Origin of the sequence: Lysinibacillus mangiferihumi, assembly GCF_003049665.1 — a bacterium.
GTDB classification, from domain to species: domain Bacteria; phylum Bacillota; class Bacilli; order Bacillales_A; family Planococcaceae; genus Lysinibacillus; species Lysinibacillus mangiferihumi.
The window spans coordinates 1-15,664 of record NZ_PYWM01000054.1 but is presented as its reverse complement, the minus strand read 5'-3'; the positions used below and the strand labels follow the sequence as shown (position 1 = coordinate 15,664).

The following is a 15,664-nucleotide window of genomic DNA, read 5'->3' as shown; positions in this document are numbered from 1 at the left end:
ATATTCTAAGTTGACTAGCTTTTCGATACCATTCAAATTCTCATAACTTTTTCTACCTAAATTTAAGTATTCTAATTGAGTTAATTCACTTAAGAAATCTACATTTGGTAAAATCTTTTCATCCATCTCTAAAGAGATTCCATTAATGTTGTTATCCTTCAAAAAATTTATTACTTCTTTAGCAATGAATTTAGATTCTTGGATAAACACATTATAATTTTTAAAATCAGTTTCTACAGTGACTACATCATACATCGTTACTCCTCCTTCGGTGACCCTCATTCGTGATTTTTGCAGAAGGGACAAAGCCCATCATTAAATACCCATGTCACTAGATTATCTAATGCGTCTGTCTGCGAGGCATTCTCCACTGAATTTTCCAATGTATTAGAATTATCCTGCGAGAAATACTCATGCTCGTATTGCCATCCCATACAAAATGGGTAGCCTTTCCTTCCGAACACTTTTCTATCCGCCTACCTAATGCGTCATACTTGAACGTAACCTCTGTCTTGTCTGGCTTCATGACCTGGTCATCATGCCATTGCCATAGTCCTCGTACTTCCATGTATCTCCATTATTATTTTCGACTTTCTCTAGGAGATTTCCTTCTTCGTCATAGGAGAATTTGGCATTTTTTGTTTCTAGTAGTCTACTGCCAGCACCGTAAACACGATCTTTTTTGTCTTTTGTTTCATATAGATTGCCAACATCATCGACACTATGGTATAGGAAATCAAATTGACGACTATCTTGATTGGCCCATACGAGGTTACTAAATTCATCATAGCCTCGGCTTTGGCTACTTACTCTGTGGTGCGTTGGTCTACCTGTGATATCATATTGCCATTTACTAATAACGTCTCCTGGTAGGATTCTTTCAATCTCTTGACCGAGTTCATTGTATTGCATCGAGGCTGTCCACTGGGTTTGCTCTTAGCGTGATATGGTCATTTGGACATTGCCCATGGTCGTCAAGCGAAAAGATTTGGGTATGCATCCTGCACTAGATATATTACATCTTTATGTTAAGTAAATTTTCAGAAACGCACTTTCATAATTCAATATACAATAAAAAAACATATATAAAGAAAAAGCTTACGACAATTTCTTTACATATGTTGCGACAACTTAGTTAAGGAAGTATTGAGAAAAGACTGTATTATAACTGTTTTGATTCATGATAATAAGCACTAAATATTTTTAGGAATACCCTACATTTCAACGAATTCCGGTCGTTGGGTACTTCCCTCTTTGACAAACATTACTCCTTTTATCTTTTCTTCTTTACATGCTTTTATAAATAATTCATCAACAATGATATTCCCTGTATATTCTTTCATTCTTACAATATGATGCCCTTTTAAAGAATTGGGTACATACTTTATAGACAATAGTTTGATTGGCCCATCAGGTAAGGATTTTATCAATGGTCTGTATTCAGATTTCTCCATATCTAAACAAGGAGCTAAATTTAATACATTCATGACAAAAAAGGATTCGTTGATTTCACCAGTATTTGTTGATGTTATAACTGCAGGAATGAACTGACAATCAGTACCTAGTCTCTCTATCAATTTTTTTAGTTTTAAACTTACTAATTCTCCCCCTATCGTAGGCAAAATATCATAATTGTCTAAATAACTATCAAATTTATCTATTGAATAATAAAGTTTCTCATTCGAAGGATACTCAATACCTTTTTCCAGGTCAAACCTTACAAACGTATTATTATCAACATAAGAAAAAAATACATTTTAAATCCTGCCTTTGGTCATTTATTAATTCTTGCATAGCATCATGATATTGTTGAGAAGTCCATTGATTTTTATCTCCAACTTCTAACAAGATATCTAATTCTTAACGAATGTCCCGATTATATTGAGCATGGAAACTATTATATCCTCTATAAATTGACCTAGTTGGGTGATTATCTCTACTAGTAGGTAGATATATCGTATTACGTATATTATTTACATCATATCCACTTAATTTAAAAATTTCATGAGGATTTGCTCCATCATATAATGATTTCGGAATAATATGATGTAATTGATACTCTTTAGGTTTAGGCATATTTCCATAATTCCAACCATTTGCTGGCATAGACTTACCAAACGCTAATCCAAATGGATCTATTTCAACCATTGGATTATACACATACCCATAAAGCCTAGGATTCCCACCAGCCAGCCCAATCGGATCAACCTGCGTAAAATTTCCTTGCTCTGGGTCGTAGTATCGGAATCGGTTATAATACAAGCCAATACAAGCCTAAATAATCACTAATAATGTTGTAGCTACCTTCATTCGTGATTCTAACTTGAAGGTACGACCTCAACGCTAAATACCATGCAACTATATTATACAAATCACATTTTTAAAATAGTTGCAGAATGCAACTCTCCCTACAACACCGTGAATATCCCGCATAAAAAGTTCAATTTTATTTATAATTCTAATAACGATGTAAGGTATTAACTTGGAAATATAAAATGAAAAATCATATGCAAAAGCAGGATTTTGAATCCCCTCTTGCATATGATTGTAATTTTAATATCTTACAACATCATTACATTGGATTATAGGTTGCACACAATTATTATAATTTTTTATCAATTCACGGACTTCCATTAGTATCTTACCTAACATATTCTTTCCTGAACCATCATTACCACACCCCCAATAATAGTCATTAGAGGTCTTTTCTACAATTACTTTATCTTCGGTAGAAAGTAATATAGCTTGTATATCTTTATGTGTACAAAACTTTTTCAGAACTGCTTTTTTCATAATTGAATCTTTTACTTCTTCCCAATCTCCCCTAGGTTGGTTTCTCCTATCACGTCCCATTTTGGCGGCTTCCATAGGTGATAACGAAATCCTAATTCGCTCCTCTAATTCAGTGCCCACAAATTTTTGGGCCTGAAAATAATGCTCGCTAGTTTCCCAAAAAAAACCATCCAATTCAAACCCATGAGGGGAGAAATTTGAGAAACAACCATACTCCTCATTTACGTTATAAAAATAAATTCCCATAATATAGCTCCTAATAATTCTATTTTAAATAAAATAGTGAAACCCTTATCCACTTAATAAACCTAAACTTGTAAACTTTTTAACCATCTTTTATAGTAACTGAACTGTTCTTCGACTGTAACAAACTTCAGATCATCTTCAAACTCAAATATATCAACTATATCTTCTGTTGTAGCTGGTTTTCCAAATTTTAATTTATATGCTAAACGTCCGGGACCCATCGAAAGTTGCATTTGAGATGGGTAGACATTTAACGCAGCTCCATTACACATAATTTGTATTTGTTTATCTTCTAGATTTTGTCGCAAGCTTTGAAGTGCTTGAAAAAAGTTTTCATGTTCGGAACTTATTGTGCATCCCAAAATAGATAGTTCTAATAAAACCATATCTTCATCATTTGGAGATTCCTCATATAGTTTCAAAAACCCATCAAATATTTTTCCGTCATTCTCATATAGTTTTATAATTTTACTTTCACAATTCAAAATATCACCTTCCAAATAGTGGGTTAGGTATGAATTCGCCTGTAAGTTCCCTATTCCTTTTTATATGTGCACCAACTATTTCATTTGGCCTAATGCCTCTAGGTATCGAATGTTCTAATTGTTCCGTAAATGGAGGAGCTTCGAGCGTTTTATTAACATCAATATTAGAGGTTTTAATTTCAAAAACATACCCGTTTTTCCAGCGAAGCTAGTAGCTATATCCTTATTTGAACTAGTAGAAATACAATTACCAGCAGTTGTGTTACTTAATAGATGTTCCTCTAAGTTGTTGTGAGATCTTTTTGGTAATAATCCTCCTTGAAATGCTTTTTCTGGGGTCATCGAGGAACGCTCACCTCTATACAATGTTTTTGAACTATCTCAAATATCCAAACCGAACGGATCAACAAACCTATTCGGATTATGAACATATGAATAAAAGGTAGGATTCCCACCAGCCAGCCCAATCGGATCAACTTGCGTATAATTCCCTTGCTCTGGGTCATAGTATCAGAATTGGTTATAATACAAGCCTATTTCAATATCTTCATACTGCCCTTGATAGCGGAATGGAATAAAGTCTTTCTCACCCGTAAACTCTTTCACTCGCCCATACACATCAAGCTCAGCTGACCAAACCTTATGACCTTGTTCATCATAAGCTTCGACAGGCGTTCCTAGATAATCACTAATAATACTGTAGCTGCCTTTATTCGTGATTTTTGAAGAAGGGACAAAGCCCATCATTAAATACCCATGTCACTAGATTATCTAATGCGTCTGTCTGCGAGGCATTCTCCACTGAATTTTCCAATGTATTAGAATTATCCTGCGAGAAATACTCATGCTCGTATTGCCATCCTATACAAAATGAGTAGCTTTTCCTTCCGAACACTTTTCTATCCGCCTACCTAATGCGTCATACTTGAAAGTAACCTCTGTCTTGTCTGGCTTCATGACCTTGGTCATCATGCCATTGCCATAGTCCTCGTACTTCCATGTATCTCCATTATTATTTTCGACTTTCTCTACGAGATTTCCTTCTTCATCATAAGAGAATTTGGCATCTTGTGTTTCATATAAATTACCGACATCATCGGACGCTGCGGTATAAGAAATCAAATTGAGGACTGTCTTGATTGGCCCACACGAGGTTACTAAATTCATCATAGCCGTACGTCATTTTTACACCTGTTAGCTCGTTGACCATACTTCGTAATTGATGATTGACGTCCCAATTGTAGGCACGTCTTCGCGTATCTCGGCTTTGGCTACTTACTCTGTGGTGTGTTGGTCTAACTGTGATATCATACTGCCATTTACTAATAACATCCCCTGGTAGGATTCGCTCAATCTCTTGACCGAGTTCATTGTATTGCATCGAGGCTGTCCACTGGGCTTGCTCGGAGCGAGAGGCGGTCATTTTGCAAGACATTGCCCAACTCATTACGTGTGACATCGATTTTGGCACCGAGGCTACTTGTTAGCTGTGAGGGATTGCCCAACTCGTTATAGCTACTGGCAATCCACTGGTCGTTTTGCCATTCCTTGATCACTTGTCCAGATGGGTCTCGTTCTAGCTTGACGGTTACATGTTCGTTTTCCGTTTTTAGTAGCGAACTATTTTTATCATAGGCAAACGTTTCCCACGTGCCATCATAGTAGTCTGAATGACATTCCCTAGATTGTCATGCTGATACGCTGTCCAGCGATTACCTGGGCGTTGAATGCGCTGAACCCACCCTGCCAGACTCCGCTTATACTCGATTGGCATCCAACTTTCCTATCAAGTTTTGTATATTAAATCCTAAAATATAGTGTTCGTTGCATGTTGTGATCATTAAAGAAGCCCTTCTGTCACAGTGGACAAAAAGGCATGCCAAAAAAGATATTATTATCTTAAAAGTATTATGTAGCCCTTTTCACCCTCTCTGAACCGTATTAAAGAAAATTCATTTCGTAATACTTAATAGCAAAATTGAACATGTGATATCAATAGCCGTTGTATTTGCGCTTAGATACAAAATATCGTAAAGACATGTTACTAATAAGCTAGTCTGTTTTATTTGAATCATCAATCAAAGGAAACGCTACTTTTTTTCTTTTCCAATGTTGTTAAGCATGAAATCTCCCAAGATTTTCAAGTAAATAAAAATCTACTAGATTGATACTATTATAACCAGTTTCTATCAATACTTGTCGTAGTTGATGTAATAGCTTGAGCCACTCTTTTATAAATAAATCAGTTTTCATCGTAATACTGTGATAGTTATCACGACTATCCCAATTAATTTTAATATCACCTTTTTCAATTTCACATATCCATGTCTCGAAAAATGCTTGACTTGGGAAAGTTACGATAAACCGTTCCTCTCTTTTTTTTATTGCCTCTAACATTTTAATAATATCGCTTATGCCATCTGCTATTTGTGTTCCATAATTGATTCTTAATGACGTATCATACCACTTAATTTTAAAATATTGATTATTAACACACCTATTATCTAGTGCTTCAGATATTGTTGTATCTTCTGGATCACATATTCCAATCTTAAAATTTGGGTTGATTATTATTTCAAATTCCACTTTACTCACCTCAATGACATTTAACTTTTGCATGTCATAAACTTCGACAGGCGTTCCTAGATAATCACTAATAATTGTACTTTCTTGCCTCCGTATTTGCGGGATATTGAGCTACCAAGAATCGTGTAGTCAAGGCGACTTGCGTATGGTTATCCTTCGCAAAAATAATTTCGTCATAGGCATTGTACTTTAATTGAACGTCATTACCATCGGATAGATAGGCGCGCACTAGGCGATTTAAATGGCCATAATAGAACTTTTCAGTGGCACCGAGGAAACAGATAAAATAAAAGTTAATACCAATATTAAACAGATGTATAAAGAGGATTATGACACTACTAGATACATATGTTTTATACTTACCTAACTATTAACTCCCAATTTCCCCCTACCATCTATCATTCGATTTTTTGGATAACTATATTTTTTATTGATTTAACTTAGATTTCTATAGTTTATCTTTAATCATATCATTGATATCATAATTTCCTAATGGACTATAATCTTGTAATCCCTTTGCTTCAAGTTCTGTAATTGGAACTTCATGATCAAAAATATCAACTTTACGGCAAGAATCCCCTACACCGTAAGCAAAATAGATATTTTCAAATTCTGTAGGACTAAAATCTTTTTGACGACCAATTATTCTCCAGTCACCTTCTATTTTTTTATCGAATAAAGAGTAAGAATCAAGGATTACTAAGTCAATTAACCTTTTAGATTCTTCTATTTCATTTATCTTTATATCAGGTGTAAGTGAAACAAAATCAAAAATTTCTGCAACATTCCCTATCGAAACTTTAGACACAATCCTACCAAAACAATAGGTATTTTTATCATTCAAAAAACAGAATACATCTCCTGCCTTAATAAAACGGATCATAGTTCTATCTTTTTTATCCCAACCCCAAATTTCAAAATTATTCATTGACATTTTATTTTATCCAACTCTTTCATTTTATTTTTATATTCTTGTTCAAAATAATTCTGCCTTACTTTAGATCTAGTTTTACTATTATGGTCAAATGAGTTGATTTTATTTCCTTTATTAGTTAAAGATATTTCCTCGCCAATAGTTCCCGTTTTCGTTTCATAATGTTCGATATAGGCTTGTTCGAAACCTCTAGCTTGTCCGTATGTCACGTTTTTATCAAGGGGCTTCATTCTTGATCCTCGATTAAGTCTGCCAGATTCACGATGTTCTCCTGCTCTTCTCTCAAGTTCATTTGTAATACAATATAATATGGTTTACTAGTACCTTTTTCATATAAGCCATAAACATGAAATCCTTTGGATGTTTCAGATATAAGACCGAAAACATCTATATATTTATTTGAGTCACTCACATACCCATAAAGCGTAGGATTTCCACCAGCCAGCTCAATCGGATCAACTTGCGTATAATTCCCTTGCGCTGGGTCGTAGTATTTACCTTCACTCGTTATCTTAGCTGAATGTACCAGGGGATGTTATTAGTAAATGGCAGTACTGCATCGAGGCTGTCCACTGGGCTTGCTCGGAGCGAGAGGCGGTCATTTTGCAAGACATTGCCCAACTCATTACGTGTGACATCGATTTTGGCACCGAGGCTACTTGTTATCTGTGAGGGATTGCCCAACTCGTTATAGCTACTGGCAATCCACTGGTCGTTTTGCCATTCCTTGATCACTTGTCCAGATGGGTCTCGTTCTAGCTTGATGGTTACATGTTCGTTTTCCGTTTTTAGTAGCGAACTATTTTTATCATAGGCAAACGTTTCCCACGTGCCATCATAGTAGTCTGAATGACATTCCCTAGATTGTCATGCTGATACGCTGTTCAGCGATTACCTGGGCGTACATTAGTGTCGTCTCCAATACATAAAAAATAGGTAAAGCAGTGCTAAGAGCGTCTTCTTACCTATTTTATAAAATTTTGTATCGTAACTTCTCTACTTATTCAATTGTAACAAGGCTCACAATTTCAAAACGAATCTTGAATGCTATAACCTACTTCCTTTGCCAAAGCTTTCATTTCATCAATGTCAGATGATGGAACGGTTATTAGAACGTAACAGTCACTTTCAATATCCAAGCTTGCCAACGATATTGCCTGTTCTTTTAACTTTTCGGAGATTTTATTTAAATATTGGGACGTTGGTAGCTCATCAAATTCACCATCTTCAAAGTCTTCCCAACTCACGCACGCCATATTTTTTCTATCTAGCAATTCATCAACAACATCACAAATGTATAAACCTGACTCTTTCCAATCGATTTCAAATGCCAAACCATGATCAAGAAGTGCATCAACCAAAGAAATCCATGCCAATTCATCAAACGGGCTGTCTATTCCTCTTTCATCAAGTCGATCTTTAAACTTCTCGAAATAGGTTTCTGACTTTTCTAGAGCTAATGAAACCTATATAGAAATAACTATCATTTACAGGAAAAGAGTAGCAATATAATCCAATCTAAGATAATTGCTACTCTTTTAACGTATGTTTAAATTCGCCTATTGCTTTAACCACTAAGTTCAATTTGTACCGCTACATTTTTATGGTTTATACACATCAGCTTCATTTGAAGGAACAAAGATAATACCTTTCAATTTAAGTTTCTCAGCTTCTATTTTAAATTCTTCCGAGCAAAATAATATACTTAAAAGACTAGTAATATTTAATTGAAAAACATCTGGGAAATTATGCGGCGCTTTCAGTTGCAAATCCCATATTTTCTTTATTTGTCCATCTTGTTTATAGAATTCAATATTCGATTTTTGCAAATCTATCTCATCTTCTAATCTATTATAAAATCTCGCATAATAATACTCTTTTAAAGATATACTTTCCTTATGCTTGTTAACCATATGCAATTTAGTATACTGAAAATTATTAATACCAAATTTCAACAATAGATTTAGTAATTCTGAAGATATGAAAAAACCTTGACTATCCCATCTTAAATCAAAAGCATAACTTCTATCCTTTGAAACAAACCATAACTCTTTGGGTAACTCTGTTTTAATATTTTTTGTGGTTCTCCATTTCCCAGCATCAGATTCTCTTGCTCCAAATGGATCTTTTTCAAAAAATTCTGTATGCAATATCCCATCTAATAGAGTTGGGCATGACTTATCTTTCTTTTTAAAAATCGCATAAATATTGTCCATATAATATTCCACTCTCTTTCATTTATGACAATCTGCCACAAGGAGGTTTAGTTTTTATTTTTCCAGAAATAATTTTCTTTCTTTGACTTCTTTGTAGAGATTCAACATACTGTTTTGCTTGATTCGCATTTATTCTCTCACTTTCATTATTGTATATTTTGTCTAACTTTCTCTACCATTTCGGTATAGTTACGATGCATTGATCTATGATACAGTTTTTGTCTATGAATATCTCCATTTGCAGGACTATCTGACATTAATAAAGTAAGCCCGAAATATAAAAAAAGCGCACCTTTTTCGTACACACGACGAATGGCCATCTACCCTAATTTTTTTCGGATAGATGGCTAGTTTACACATGTGGCTTGGATTTTTTTCGACCAAGGCATGTAATTATTTAAAATCTCTGGCTGCTGATGAATCGGTAAATTTGGCAATTCTGTCATTAACGTCACTAGGTATTGATAGAAATCGATGCCGTTTGCTTTTGCCGTTTCAGCCAAACTTAAACAGATCGCATTTGCTTTCGCGCCTGCTTCACTCACAGAGAAAAGCCAGTTCTTACGACCGATCACATTTGGACGAATCGCATTTTCAGCTGGATTATTATCGATTTCAATTCGACCATCGAATAGAAAAGCCTTTAATCCATGTACACGATTTAATGTGTATTCGGCAGCTTTTGCGAGCGCATTTTTCCCGAAAAAAGGCGATTCGTCAACCCATTTTAGAAACTTCTCTATAATCGGCTCACAAATCAAGGTTCCTTTAAAGTCTTCTGTAAATTCTTCTAGTACAGAACGGCTTCTCGATAATGCACTTTGAAAAAGAACGATGATCGGTCCTTGACTTGGCACGCTTCGGAACACCCAATTATAGGCGTTCGATTGACCGGATTTTCCGTCTGAACGTTTGATTATTTGCGCATAGGTTTCATCCACATGTAGAACAGATTTTGCTGTTAATGTCTGCTTCATCTGTTCATAAACCGGTAGAAGCCAATCTTCAGCTGCACGGATCACCCAGTTTGATAAGTTCTTATCATTCGTAAGCAGGCCATATCGTTCCCACTCCTTTACCTGACGATAAAGAGGCAAGTATTGGATGAACTTATCATAGATGAGTTTTGCTAAAACAGTAGGTCCTGCAATGCTACGCTGAATGGCAGCTTGTGGGGCTTTCCCACGTTTCATTTGTGCTTTTTGTGTGGCATCCATTTTACAGTACTTGCACTCGTAGGCATGTTCAATATGCTGGATGCACATCATTTTTGCCGGAATGAATTTTGCTTCTTCACGCGCAATCGTTTTACCGGCTTCGGTCATTTGGCTAAGGCAACAGTCGCATTGTGTATTGGTGGGGTGATGATGAACTTCTTCTATTTCAATCCCTTCATGAAAAGAATCATTCCGTTTTTTCTTATGTAGTTTACGGTTAACAGTGTAAGTGATCGTCGCTGTGCTTTGTTCTTCTGTGTGCTCAGATTCGTTAAAAGACGGGTCGTCATCGAATAAAGAGCCTTGCCCGTCTGGTGCTTGATACTTTGATTTTTCTGATTTTGAACCGTACAAAGCCTTGGTTAATTGGCGAATTTGTTCTGCGAGTGCCTTGTTTTGGGATAATGATTGATCTAATTTAATTGAAAGTTCTTCGTTTTGCTTTTTCATATAAGTTAATTGCTCTTCAAATAATTCGATTACTTTATCGTTTGTAGAAACGTTTCCCAAATCATTCACCACATTTCCGTTCAGTATAGTTGTGGACTATTATACCATCTTAATAGCTGGGTTTAAAAGATGCCTTTTGCAGATTTCGTAATTGCTTTTGGTTGCTGAAGTGATAAACCTTCTAACAGCCAGCGAAGTTCCTGTTGTGAAAGATTACGCACTTCCTTTTCATCTTTTGGCCATTGCAGTTTACCGTTGTCTAATCGTTTATAAAGCATGGCAAATCCATCCCCATCAAAGTACAAACATTTATAACGGTCTTTGCTCCACCCAGAAAACAAGAAGATAGAATCGCTATATAGATTGAGTTTAAAAGAATCCTGGATGAGCGTTGCGAGACCGTCAATACCTTTACGCATATCGGTCTTGCCGCAAATAATATAGATGTAAAATCATGCTTCATAACTTGTTCAACTCCTTCAGGATAGTTTGGATGATATGCTCATCTACGCCATTGTAGAAAGAAATTTCTGCGGTCGCTGTTTTAATGACGCAGCTTGGATTAGGAGAAAATTGCGGTGAATTTGTCAATGAAGATTCGTCAATGATAGGGTCTAGTGTCACTGGGACAATTGTTAGTTTAGTTGTTTGCATAGAAAACACCTCCCTTATTTGATATATCTATCGTAACGGGAGGTGCCTGTCATATATATGCGTTATTTGAATACGGGCTTACATTAAACATGCAAAAAAGCACTTGTCGCCTGTTATAGACAATCAAGTGCTTTAAGTTCATATGTTTTTAAGTAGCATAAATTTGTAAGTTTTATAGTAACAGTATGTCACATTTTGTACATCACGACAAAAACTATGTTAAAACTTACGAGTTTGTACGAGCTCGTTAGTTTAATATACATTCCATGGTTTATATTTATCACCCAGTAAAATGTCATCTCGCCTAAGCTCGTACTTTGTTTTCTATTCTATCATTGTACATTGTACTCCATGATGGTACAACCATCATGGAGTATGCACTTTTAAAACACTTATTCTTTTTCTTTCCACTACAAATATACTTTATCTTTATTCATCTACATATACGTTTATGCGTGTTTATCTTCAACACCATAATTGCTATTATTTTATAATGTATATTTCAATACCCTAATCTCTCTTAATCATCACCTAAAATTCTATCATCTAGCTTTTCTCTGTCTTCAGCAATTTGTTCATATGAACCAATAAGGTTACTTATATAATCAATTTGAACCTCTCGATTATCTTGAAACAAATGTACAGTAGCCCCGTTACTTATTAAAGCCTCCATTGTTTTTTTGAAGTCTATTAATTCATCCGTATCAAAATAATCACATTCTAGTACCACATTATTATCTTCTATATTTCTTTTAATATCTTGAATACTTGCTCCATTATTCTGTCTGATAATCGATACATACTTTAATTTATTTGAATCATCATCAATTTTCAGTCTCATCTTCACGATAAATTCTTACCTCCTTAAAAGTCTTTAATTGGTATTATAGGCTCACCTGGAATACTATTCCCCCACTTTTTTCCATACCATCCGTAAAAATGCTCACGAAAAGTTGCTGGATAGATTATTTCTTTCTCCCTTATCAGCGAGATGCGGATATTTTGAAGCACTATAACTATGATGCCCTGCAATTGGTTTACCATCAAATTTAGGAGTTTTACCAGCAAGAATATCTTTTAACTGTTCTTGAGACCACTCTCCAGTAAGCGGTTCATTATTTAATATTCTTTGTTGTTCTTGGTACCAAAATTCTTTAACTCCTTTATCCCGTCTCTTAGCAAATTTCTTATTCCAGATGTAATCTAATCTGCATACTCTTGTTTTGTAATAGTTCTATTATCAATCTTATCTCTTAACGCTTTCATTTTCTTATAACTCATTTGCTTTGTCGTAGTTGGATGCTGATTTAAATCTAATCCTTTTGTTCTCTCCGCTATAATATCTCTTGCTTCTTTTACATGAGGAACATCAGAGATTTTCTTACTACCTTCACCCGTCCCCTTAGTTCCCTCAGCAGGTTTACTATCTTTTTCTGGTGGTTTGGAACTATTCGATGGTTTTGGATTCGGCGTTGGCTTATTTTTCCCAACTGTTCCCGTATCCGTTATTCGGCCAACTTTCACACCGGCCAACTCTAACTGCGGTGTTCCCAACTGACGGAATTGGTCCTTTACTTCGGCTACTTTGGTTTGGAACTTATCTTTTACCGTGTCTAGCTGTTTAGTGGCTTTTTCTTTTAGTTGGCCTATTGGACCTTTATTCGTGACGGTTTTAATACCATCAACTACACCATTAAATGCTTTCGCACCCTTATTTATAAATTTCGCACCTGCGGATGCCATCCCTGCAAATGGTATCATCGCTCCTAAGGAGAGGGCTGCATTTACCTTGTCTCCTCTTGCATAATAAATCACTGCATTCAAGCCATCTGCTATTTCTCCATACACCGGTATTAGCCTTACGAGATCTAATCCTACTTGGAACGTGTTTAACATATTTGAGGTGTTACAGTACTTACTACGGCTTTGCCTAATGCTCTGGCCTTGTCTCAATCCTTAAGGTATGTAAGTGTCCTTCTGTTTCTCTAAAGTTCTTAAAATACATATGAATGTATACATCGTCACTTTTCCGCATGTGCAATTCATAGCTATATGTTCCACTATAAATCTTCATTTTCACTTGATATTTCTTCACCCCCAACATATAAACACGTAAAAATGCTGAATGTGGTACATCCTTATAATCTATAACAAACTTATCTATCGAAACCTCTATTTCCATAGCCTGTTCTTCCCACTTATAAAAAATTTAACACTTAGTACACTAATTAAATAATCGTAATCTTTTCAATTTACGTATTTAAATATGTAAAAAAGCACTTGTCGCCTGTTATAGACAATCAAGTGCTTTAAGTTTATAAATTCTCTAAATTTAATAATATTTGCAAGTTTTATAAGATATTTTAATATCGACAGTATGACATTCATTTTCACCACTTGGCAAGTGTAACGTTTAAACCCGTTTGCTTGTTTAATCTCGTGTGTTTGTTGCTTATGCCACCCATACAGTGGTCCTTGTAAATAAAATGTCATCTCTCCTATTCTCGCTCTTATTACTTTACTATAAAAATAGTACTCCTTGATGGTTTAGCCTTCATGAGTTAATAATTCAAATTCAAGGATATCTTTAACTGTAGACAATTTAAAAACTTTTGTTAGCCATTCAAGTAGTAAGTACCCCTGCCATGTAAAATGTCATCTCGCTTAATTATCGTACTTGTCACTCTATCCTACTTTTAAAACCGAACTCCATAATGGTACTACCTTCATAAGTTCTCGATTCTCAAACAAATCATTTTCTTATTGTCTCACTCAAATATCAGCTGATTTAATATAAATTAAAGTAAAAACCTTGAAAGACATTTAGCCAATCAAGGTTTAAGAATAGTATTAAGATTTATTTACTCATATACTAGTTCACCTAAGTCTATTTTTCATAATGCTTATCAATTAATTTCACTATATAATCATCTATTTTTTCAATACTATACTTTGACTTTTTAGCTTTCACAAGATTTGAGACATTTCACCATAAAGTTACTCTATCAATTCACTCCAAAATTCAGGAAATCAAGTGATTTTGTATTTTTTAAGTTTAATAATATTTGCGAATTTTTATAATTTGTTTTGTTGTAAAAATGCTTTTAAAATCCTTTCAATAGGTAAACTAGCATTTTTCAGTAATTTCTCTACTTTGTCCTTTATTTGCTTATTAGAAGCAATTATTTTTTTATACTCTTCACCATCAAAAGAACGTAAAGAATCTATTGCATATTCAGCCACTTCATCACTCTCATTAAGTAAATCTAATAATAAATTAAATCCATATATTCCGTTATCTTCATCTATACAGTAGGCTAATCTAATTTTATATTTATCATCTCTATCTTTTAATCCTCGAATTAAATTCTCCCAATCAATTTTAGTAAACTCACTCATCAATTCTTGCACATCCATAAATTCATCGTCATAAAAATAATTATCTGCGCTATTTTCAGATAAGACTGCATCTACTTTTTCGTACATTCACTTTCCACCTCTATTTACTAAAACCACCTGATAATGGAGCATTAATTTGTCCTGTTGGGTAGCCGCTAACTACCGTATCACCTATTTTAATAACATCAATTTCTACACCATCAATAATCCCCCTATGGAAAGTTGCTCCATCTCTACCTCTAATACTTATTGGAGGAGAATTACCAATATCAGTTATACTATCTAAGATTTTAATATCACTCCAACCTTCAGGAAATATTGTACTATTTTTTATTTTTGAAAGATTCCCATCAGGAAATTGAGTTATATTTTTGATATCTTTTGTACCATCATGGTTGATTTTAATAGCTTCTGTAGCATAGTTAGAATGGCTATTATTAATGTTTGATGAATGCCACCCAATAATTTCATTTTTATTAGGGTTCTTCTCTGCCCCAAAAGTATTTTTTCCTTCATTTCAGGTGCGATAATTGAATTAGCTCTGCTGACTGGCTTACTATTACCCTTTAGTTTCCCTACCTTAGTTACGGAGCCAACGCCTTTTGTTCCAACAATAGCTGTCGCTGTGGTTAGCTTTACATTCGTCATCCACTTAGATCTTGTATAGGCATTGCCATTGAGTAC

25 protein-coding genes and 3 pseudogenes are annotated in these 15,664 nt (G+C 34.8%); all 28 read right to left on the bottom strand.

Translation table 11 applies throughout. The annotated features are described in order from the left end of the window. The coding region (locus tag C9J37_RS26120) for a hypothetical protein (RefSeq protein ID WP_153063519.1) at window positions 1-255 on the bottom strand (255 nt) is incomplete at its 3' end. Between the two features lie 23 nt (window positions 256-278). After that, window positions 279-464 (bottom strand): hypothetical protein, encoded by a 186-nt coding sequence (locus C9J37_RS26115; RefSeq protein WP_137067868.1) that lies wholly within the window; start codon window positions 462-464, stop codon window positions 279-281. 58 nt (window positions 465-522) lie between these two features. Next, window positions 523-912, bottom strand: a complete 390-nt coding sequence (locus tag C9J37_RS26110) for a hypothetical protein (protein WP_107897731.1) — start codon at window positions 910-912, stop codon at window positions 523-525. Window positions 913-1,214: 302 nt separating this feature from the next. Beyond that, a complete protein-coding gene (locus C9J37_RS26105; RefSeq protein WP_327440791.1) occupies window positions 1,215-1,697 on the bottom strand; it encodes an imm11 family protein in 483 nt (160 codons plus the stop codon). A 163-nt stretch (window positions 1,698-1,860) separates the two neighbouring features. Beyond that, the gene (locus tag C9J37_RS28820) at window positions 1,861-2,262 is read right to left on the bottom strand and encodes an RHS repeat-associated core domain-containing protein (protein ID WP_201262225.1); all 402 of its coding nucleotides are present in this window, start codon (window positions 2,260-2,262) and stop codon (window positions 1,861-1,863) included. A gap of 291 nt (window positions 2,263-2,553) precedes the next feature. After that, on the bottom strand, window positions 2,554-3,039 hold the full coding sequence (locus C9J37_RS26095) for a riboflavin biosynthesis intermediates N-glycosidase (RefSeq protein WP_107897729.1): 486 nt from the start codon (window positions 3,037-3,039) through the stop codon (window positions 2,554-2,556). A gap of 62 nt (window positions 3,040-3,101) precedes the next feature. Further along, window positions 3,102-3,524, bottom strand: a complete 423-nt coding sequence (locus C9J37_RS28815; protein ID WP_201262224.1) for a hypothetical protein — start codon at window positions 3,522-3,524, stop codon at window positions 3,102-3,104. Between the two features lie 381 nt (window positions 3,525-3,905). Beyond that, window positions 3,906-4,022: pseudogene (locus tag C9J37_RS29825) on the bottom strand (hypothetical protein); the annotation flags it as partial. Between the two features lie 12 nt (window positions 4,023-4,034). Further along, a complete protein-coding gene (locus tag C9J37_RS28805; RefSeq protein WP_201262223.1) occupies window positions 4,035-4,271 on the bottom strand; it encodes an RHS repeat domain-containing protein in 237 nt (78 codons plus the stop codon). Window positions 4,272-4,385: 114 nt separating this feature from the next. Beyond that, on the bottom strand, window positions 4,386-4,646 hold the full coding sequence (locus tag C9J37_RS26070) for a hypothetical protein (RefSeq protein WP_137067819.1): 261 nt from the start codon (window positions 4,644-4,646) through the stop codon (window positions 4,386-4,388). Continuing rightward, a complete protein-coding gene (locus tag C9J37_RS28055; protein WP_137067818.1) occupies window positions 4,618-4,983 on the bottom strand; it encodes a hypothetical protein in 366 nt (121 codons plus the stop codon). The genes C9J37_RS26070 and C9J37_RS28055 overlap by 29 nt, the downstream gene beginning before the upstream one ends. 150 nt (window positions 4,984-5,133) lie before the next feature. Then, window positions 5,134-5,298 (bottom strand): hypothetical protein, encoded by a 165-nt coding sequence (locus C9J37_RS28620; protein ID WP_167397440.1) that lies wholly within the window; start codon window positions 5,296-5,298, stop codon window positions 5,134-5,136. Between the two features lie 341 nt (window positions 5,299-5,639). Next, window positions 5,640-6,143 (bottom strand): hypothetical protein, encoded by a 504-nt coding sequence (locus C9J37_RS26065; RefSeq protein WP_107897726.1) that lies wholly within the window; start codon window positions 6,141-6,143, stop codon window positions 5,640-5,642. 415 nt (window positions 6,144-6,558) lie between these two features. Beyond that, complete coding sequence (locus C9J37_RS26060) at window positions 6,559-7,044, bottom strand: Imm26 family immunity protein (protein WP_167397439.1); 486 nt, start codon at window positions 7,042-7,044, stop codon at window positions 6,559-6,561. Next, window positions 7,035-7,274, bottom strand: a complete 240-nt coding sequence (locus tag C9J37_RS26055; protein ID WP_107897725.1) for a hypothetical protein — start codon at window positions 7,272-7,274, stop codon at window positions 7,035-7,037. Before C9J37_RS26055 ends, C9J37_RS26060 begins: the two co-directional genes overlap by 10 nt. Then, entirely contained in the window at window positions 7,271-7,456 is a 186-nt protein-coding gene (locus C9J37_RS26050) for a hypothetical protein (RefSeq protein WP_107897724.1), read from the bottom strand. Before C9J37_RS26050 ends, C9J37_RS26055 begins: the two co-directional genes overlap by 4 nt. A gap of 616 nt (window positions 7,457-8,072) precedes the next feature. After that, window positions 8,073-8,495, bottom strand: a pseudogene (locus tag C9J37_RS26045) (DUF6630 family protein); the annotation flags it as partial. 150 nt (window positions 8,496-8,645) lie between these two features. Then, window positions 8,646-9,260, bottom strand: a complete 615-nt coding sequence (locus tag C9J37_RS26040) for an Imm43 family immunity protein (protein ID WP_107897722.1) — start codon at window positions 9,258-9,260, stop codon at window positions 8,646-8,648. Window positions 9,261-9,607: 347 nt separating this feature from the next. Beyond that, a complete protein-coding gene (locus C9J37_RS26035) occupies window positions 9,608-10,987 on the bottom strand; it encodes an IS66 family transposase (protein ID WP_428842489.1) in 1,380 nt (459 codons plus the stop codon). Between the two features lie 62 nt (window positions 10,988-11,049). After that, window positions 11,050-11,364 (bottom strand): IS66 family insertion sequence element accessory protein TnpB, encoded by a 315-nt coding sequence (gene tnpB, locus C9J37_RS26030; protein ID WP_268808055.1) that lies wholly within the window; start codon window positions 11,362-11,364, stop codon window positions 11,050-11,052. A gap of 22 nt (window positions 11,365-11,386) precedes the next feature. Continuing rightward, the gene (locus C9J37_RS26025) at window positions 11,387-11,581 is read right to left on the bottom strand and encodes a hypothetical protein (protein ID WP_107897719.1); all 195 of its coding nucleotides are present in this window, start codon (window positions 11,579-11,581) and stop codon (window positions 11,387-11,389) included. 520 nt (window positions 11,582-12,101) lie between these two features. After that, window positions 12,102-12,422, bottom strand: coding sequence for a hypothetical protein (locus tag C9J37_RS26020; protein ID WP_235617248.1), 321 nt, complete (start codon window positions 12,420-12,422; stop codon window positions 12,102-12,104). A 102-nt stretch (window positions 12,423-12,524) separates the two neighbouring features. After that, window positions 12,525-12,779, bottom strand: a complete 255-nt coding sequence (locus C9J37_RS29820) for a hypothetical protein (RefSeq protein ID WP_107897733.1) — start codon at window positions 12,777-12,779, stop codon at window positions 12,525-12,527. Between the two features lie 5 nt (window positions 12,780-12,784). After that, window positions 12,785-13,429 (bottom strand): hypothetical protein, encoded by a 645-nt coding sequence (locus C9J37_RS26010; RefSeq protein ID WP_167397438.1) that lies wholly within the window; start codon window positions 13,427-13,429, stop codon window positions 12,785-12,787. Window positions 13,430-13,511: 82 nt separating this feature from the next. Then, window positions 13,512-13,763, bottom strand: a complete 252-nt coding sequence (locus C9J37_RS26005; RefSeq protein ID WP_107897716.1) for a hypothetical protein — start codon at window positions 13,761-13,763, stop codon at window positions 13,512-13,514. 893 nt (window positions 13,764-14,656) lie between these two features. Beyond that, window positions 14,657-15,067 (bottom strand): hypothetical protein, encoded by a 411-nt coding sequence (locus tag C9J37_RS25995; protein ID WP_107897714.1) that lies wholly within the window; start codon window positions 15,065-15,067, stop codon window positions 14,657-14,659. Window positions 15,068-15,080: 13 nt separating this feature from the next. Continuing rightward, window positions 15,081-15,422: an EndoU domain-containing protein gene (locus C9J37_RS25990; protein WP_235617247.1), complete on the bottom strand. Its 342-nt coding sequence runs from the start codon at window positions 15,420-15,422 to the stop codon at window positions 15,081-15,083. Further along, window positions 15,344-15,664: pseudogene (locus C9J37_RS28800) on the bottom strand (hypothetical protein); the annotation flags it as partial. The pseudogene C9J37_RS28800 and the gene C9J37_RS25990, both read right to left, overlap by 79 nt.

Coding starts and splice junctions, on each gene's coding strand:
- C9J37_RS28620 (WP_167397440.1), bottom strand. CDS start 5,298: ATGCCAATCGAGTATAAGCGGAGTCTGGCAGGGTGGGTTCAGCGCATT.
- C9J37_RS26055 (WP_107897725.1), bottom strand. CDS start 7,274: ATGAAGCCCCTTGATAAAAACGTGACATACGGACAAGCTAGAGGTTTC.
- C9J37_RS26005 (WP_107897716.1), bottom strand. CDS start 13,763: ATGGAAATAGAGGTTTCGATAGATAAGTTTGTTATAGATTATAAGGAT.
- C9J37_RS26020 (WP_235617248.1), bottom strand. CDS start 12,422: ATGAGACTGAAAATTGATGATGATTCAAATAAATTAAAGTATGTATCG.
- C9J37_RS26065 (WP_107897726.1), bottom strand. CDS start 6,143: ATGCAAAAGTTAAATGTCATTGAGGTGAGTAAAGTGGAATTTGAAATA.
- C9J37_RS25995 (WP_107897714.1), bottom strand. CDS start 15,067: ATGTACGAAAAAGTAGATGCAGTCTTATCTGAAAATAGCGCAGATAAT.
- C9J37_RS26095 (WP_107897729.1), bottom strand. CDS start 3,039: ATGGGAATTTATTTTTATAACGTAAATGAGGAGTATGGTTGTTTCTCA.
- C9J37_RS26040 (WP_107897722.1), bottom strand. CDS start 9,260: ATGGACAATATTTATGCGATTTTTAAAAAGAAAGATAAGTCATGCCCA.
- C9J37_RS26110 (WP_107897731.1), bottom strand. CDS start 912: ATGCAATACAATGAACTCGGTCAAGAGATTGAAAGAATCCTACCAGGA.
- C9J37_RS26060 (WP_167397439.1), bottom strand. CDS start 7,044: ATGTCAATGAATAATTTTGAAATTTGGGGTTGGGATAAAAAAGATAGA.
- C9J37_RS26025 (WP_107897719.1), bottom strand. CDS start 11,581: ATGCAAACAACTAAACTAACAATTGTCCCAGTGACACTAGACCCTATC.
- C9J37_RS28055 (WP_137067818.1), bottom strand. CDS start 4,983: ATGTCACACGTAATGAGTTGGGCAATGTCTTGCAAAATGACCGCCTCT.
- C9J37_RS28805 (WP_201262223.1), bottom strand. CDS start 4,271: ATGATGGGCTTTGTCCCTTCTTCAAAAATCACGAATAAAGGCAGCTAC.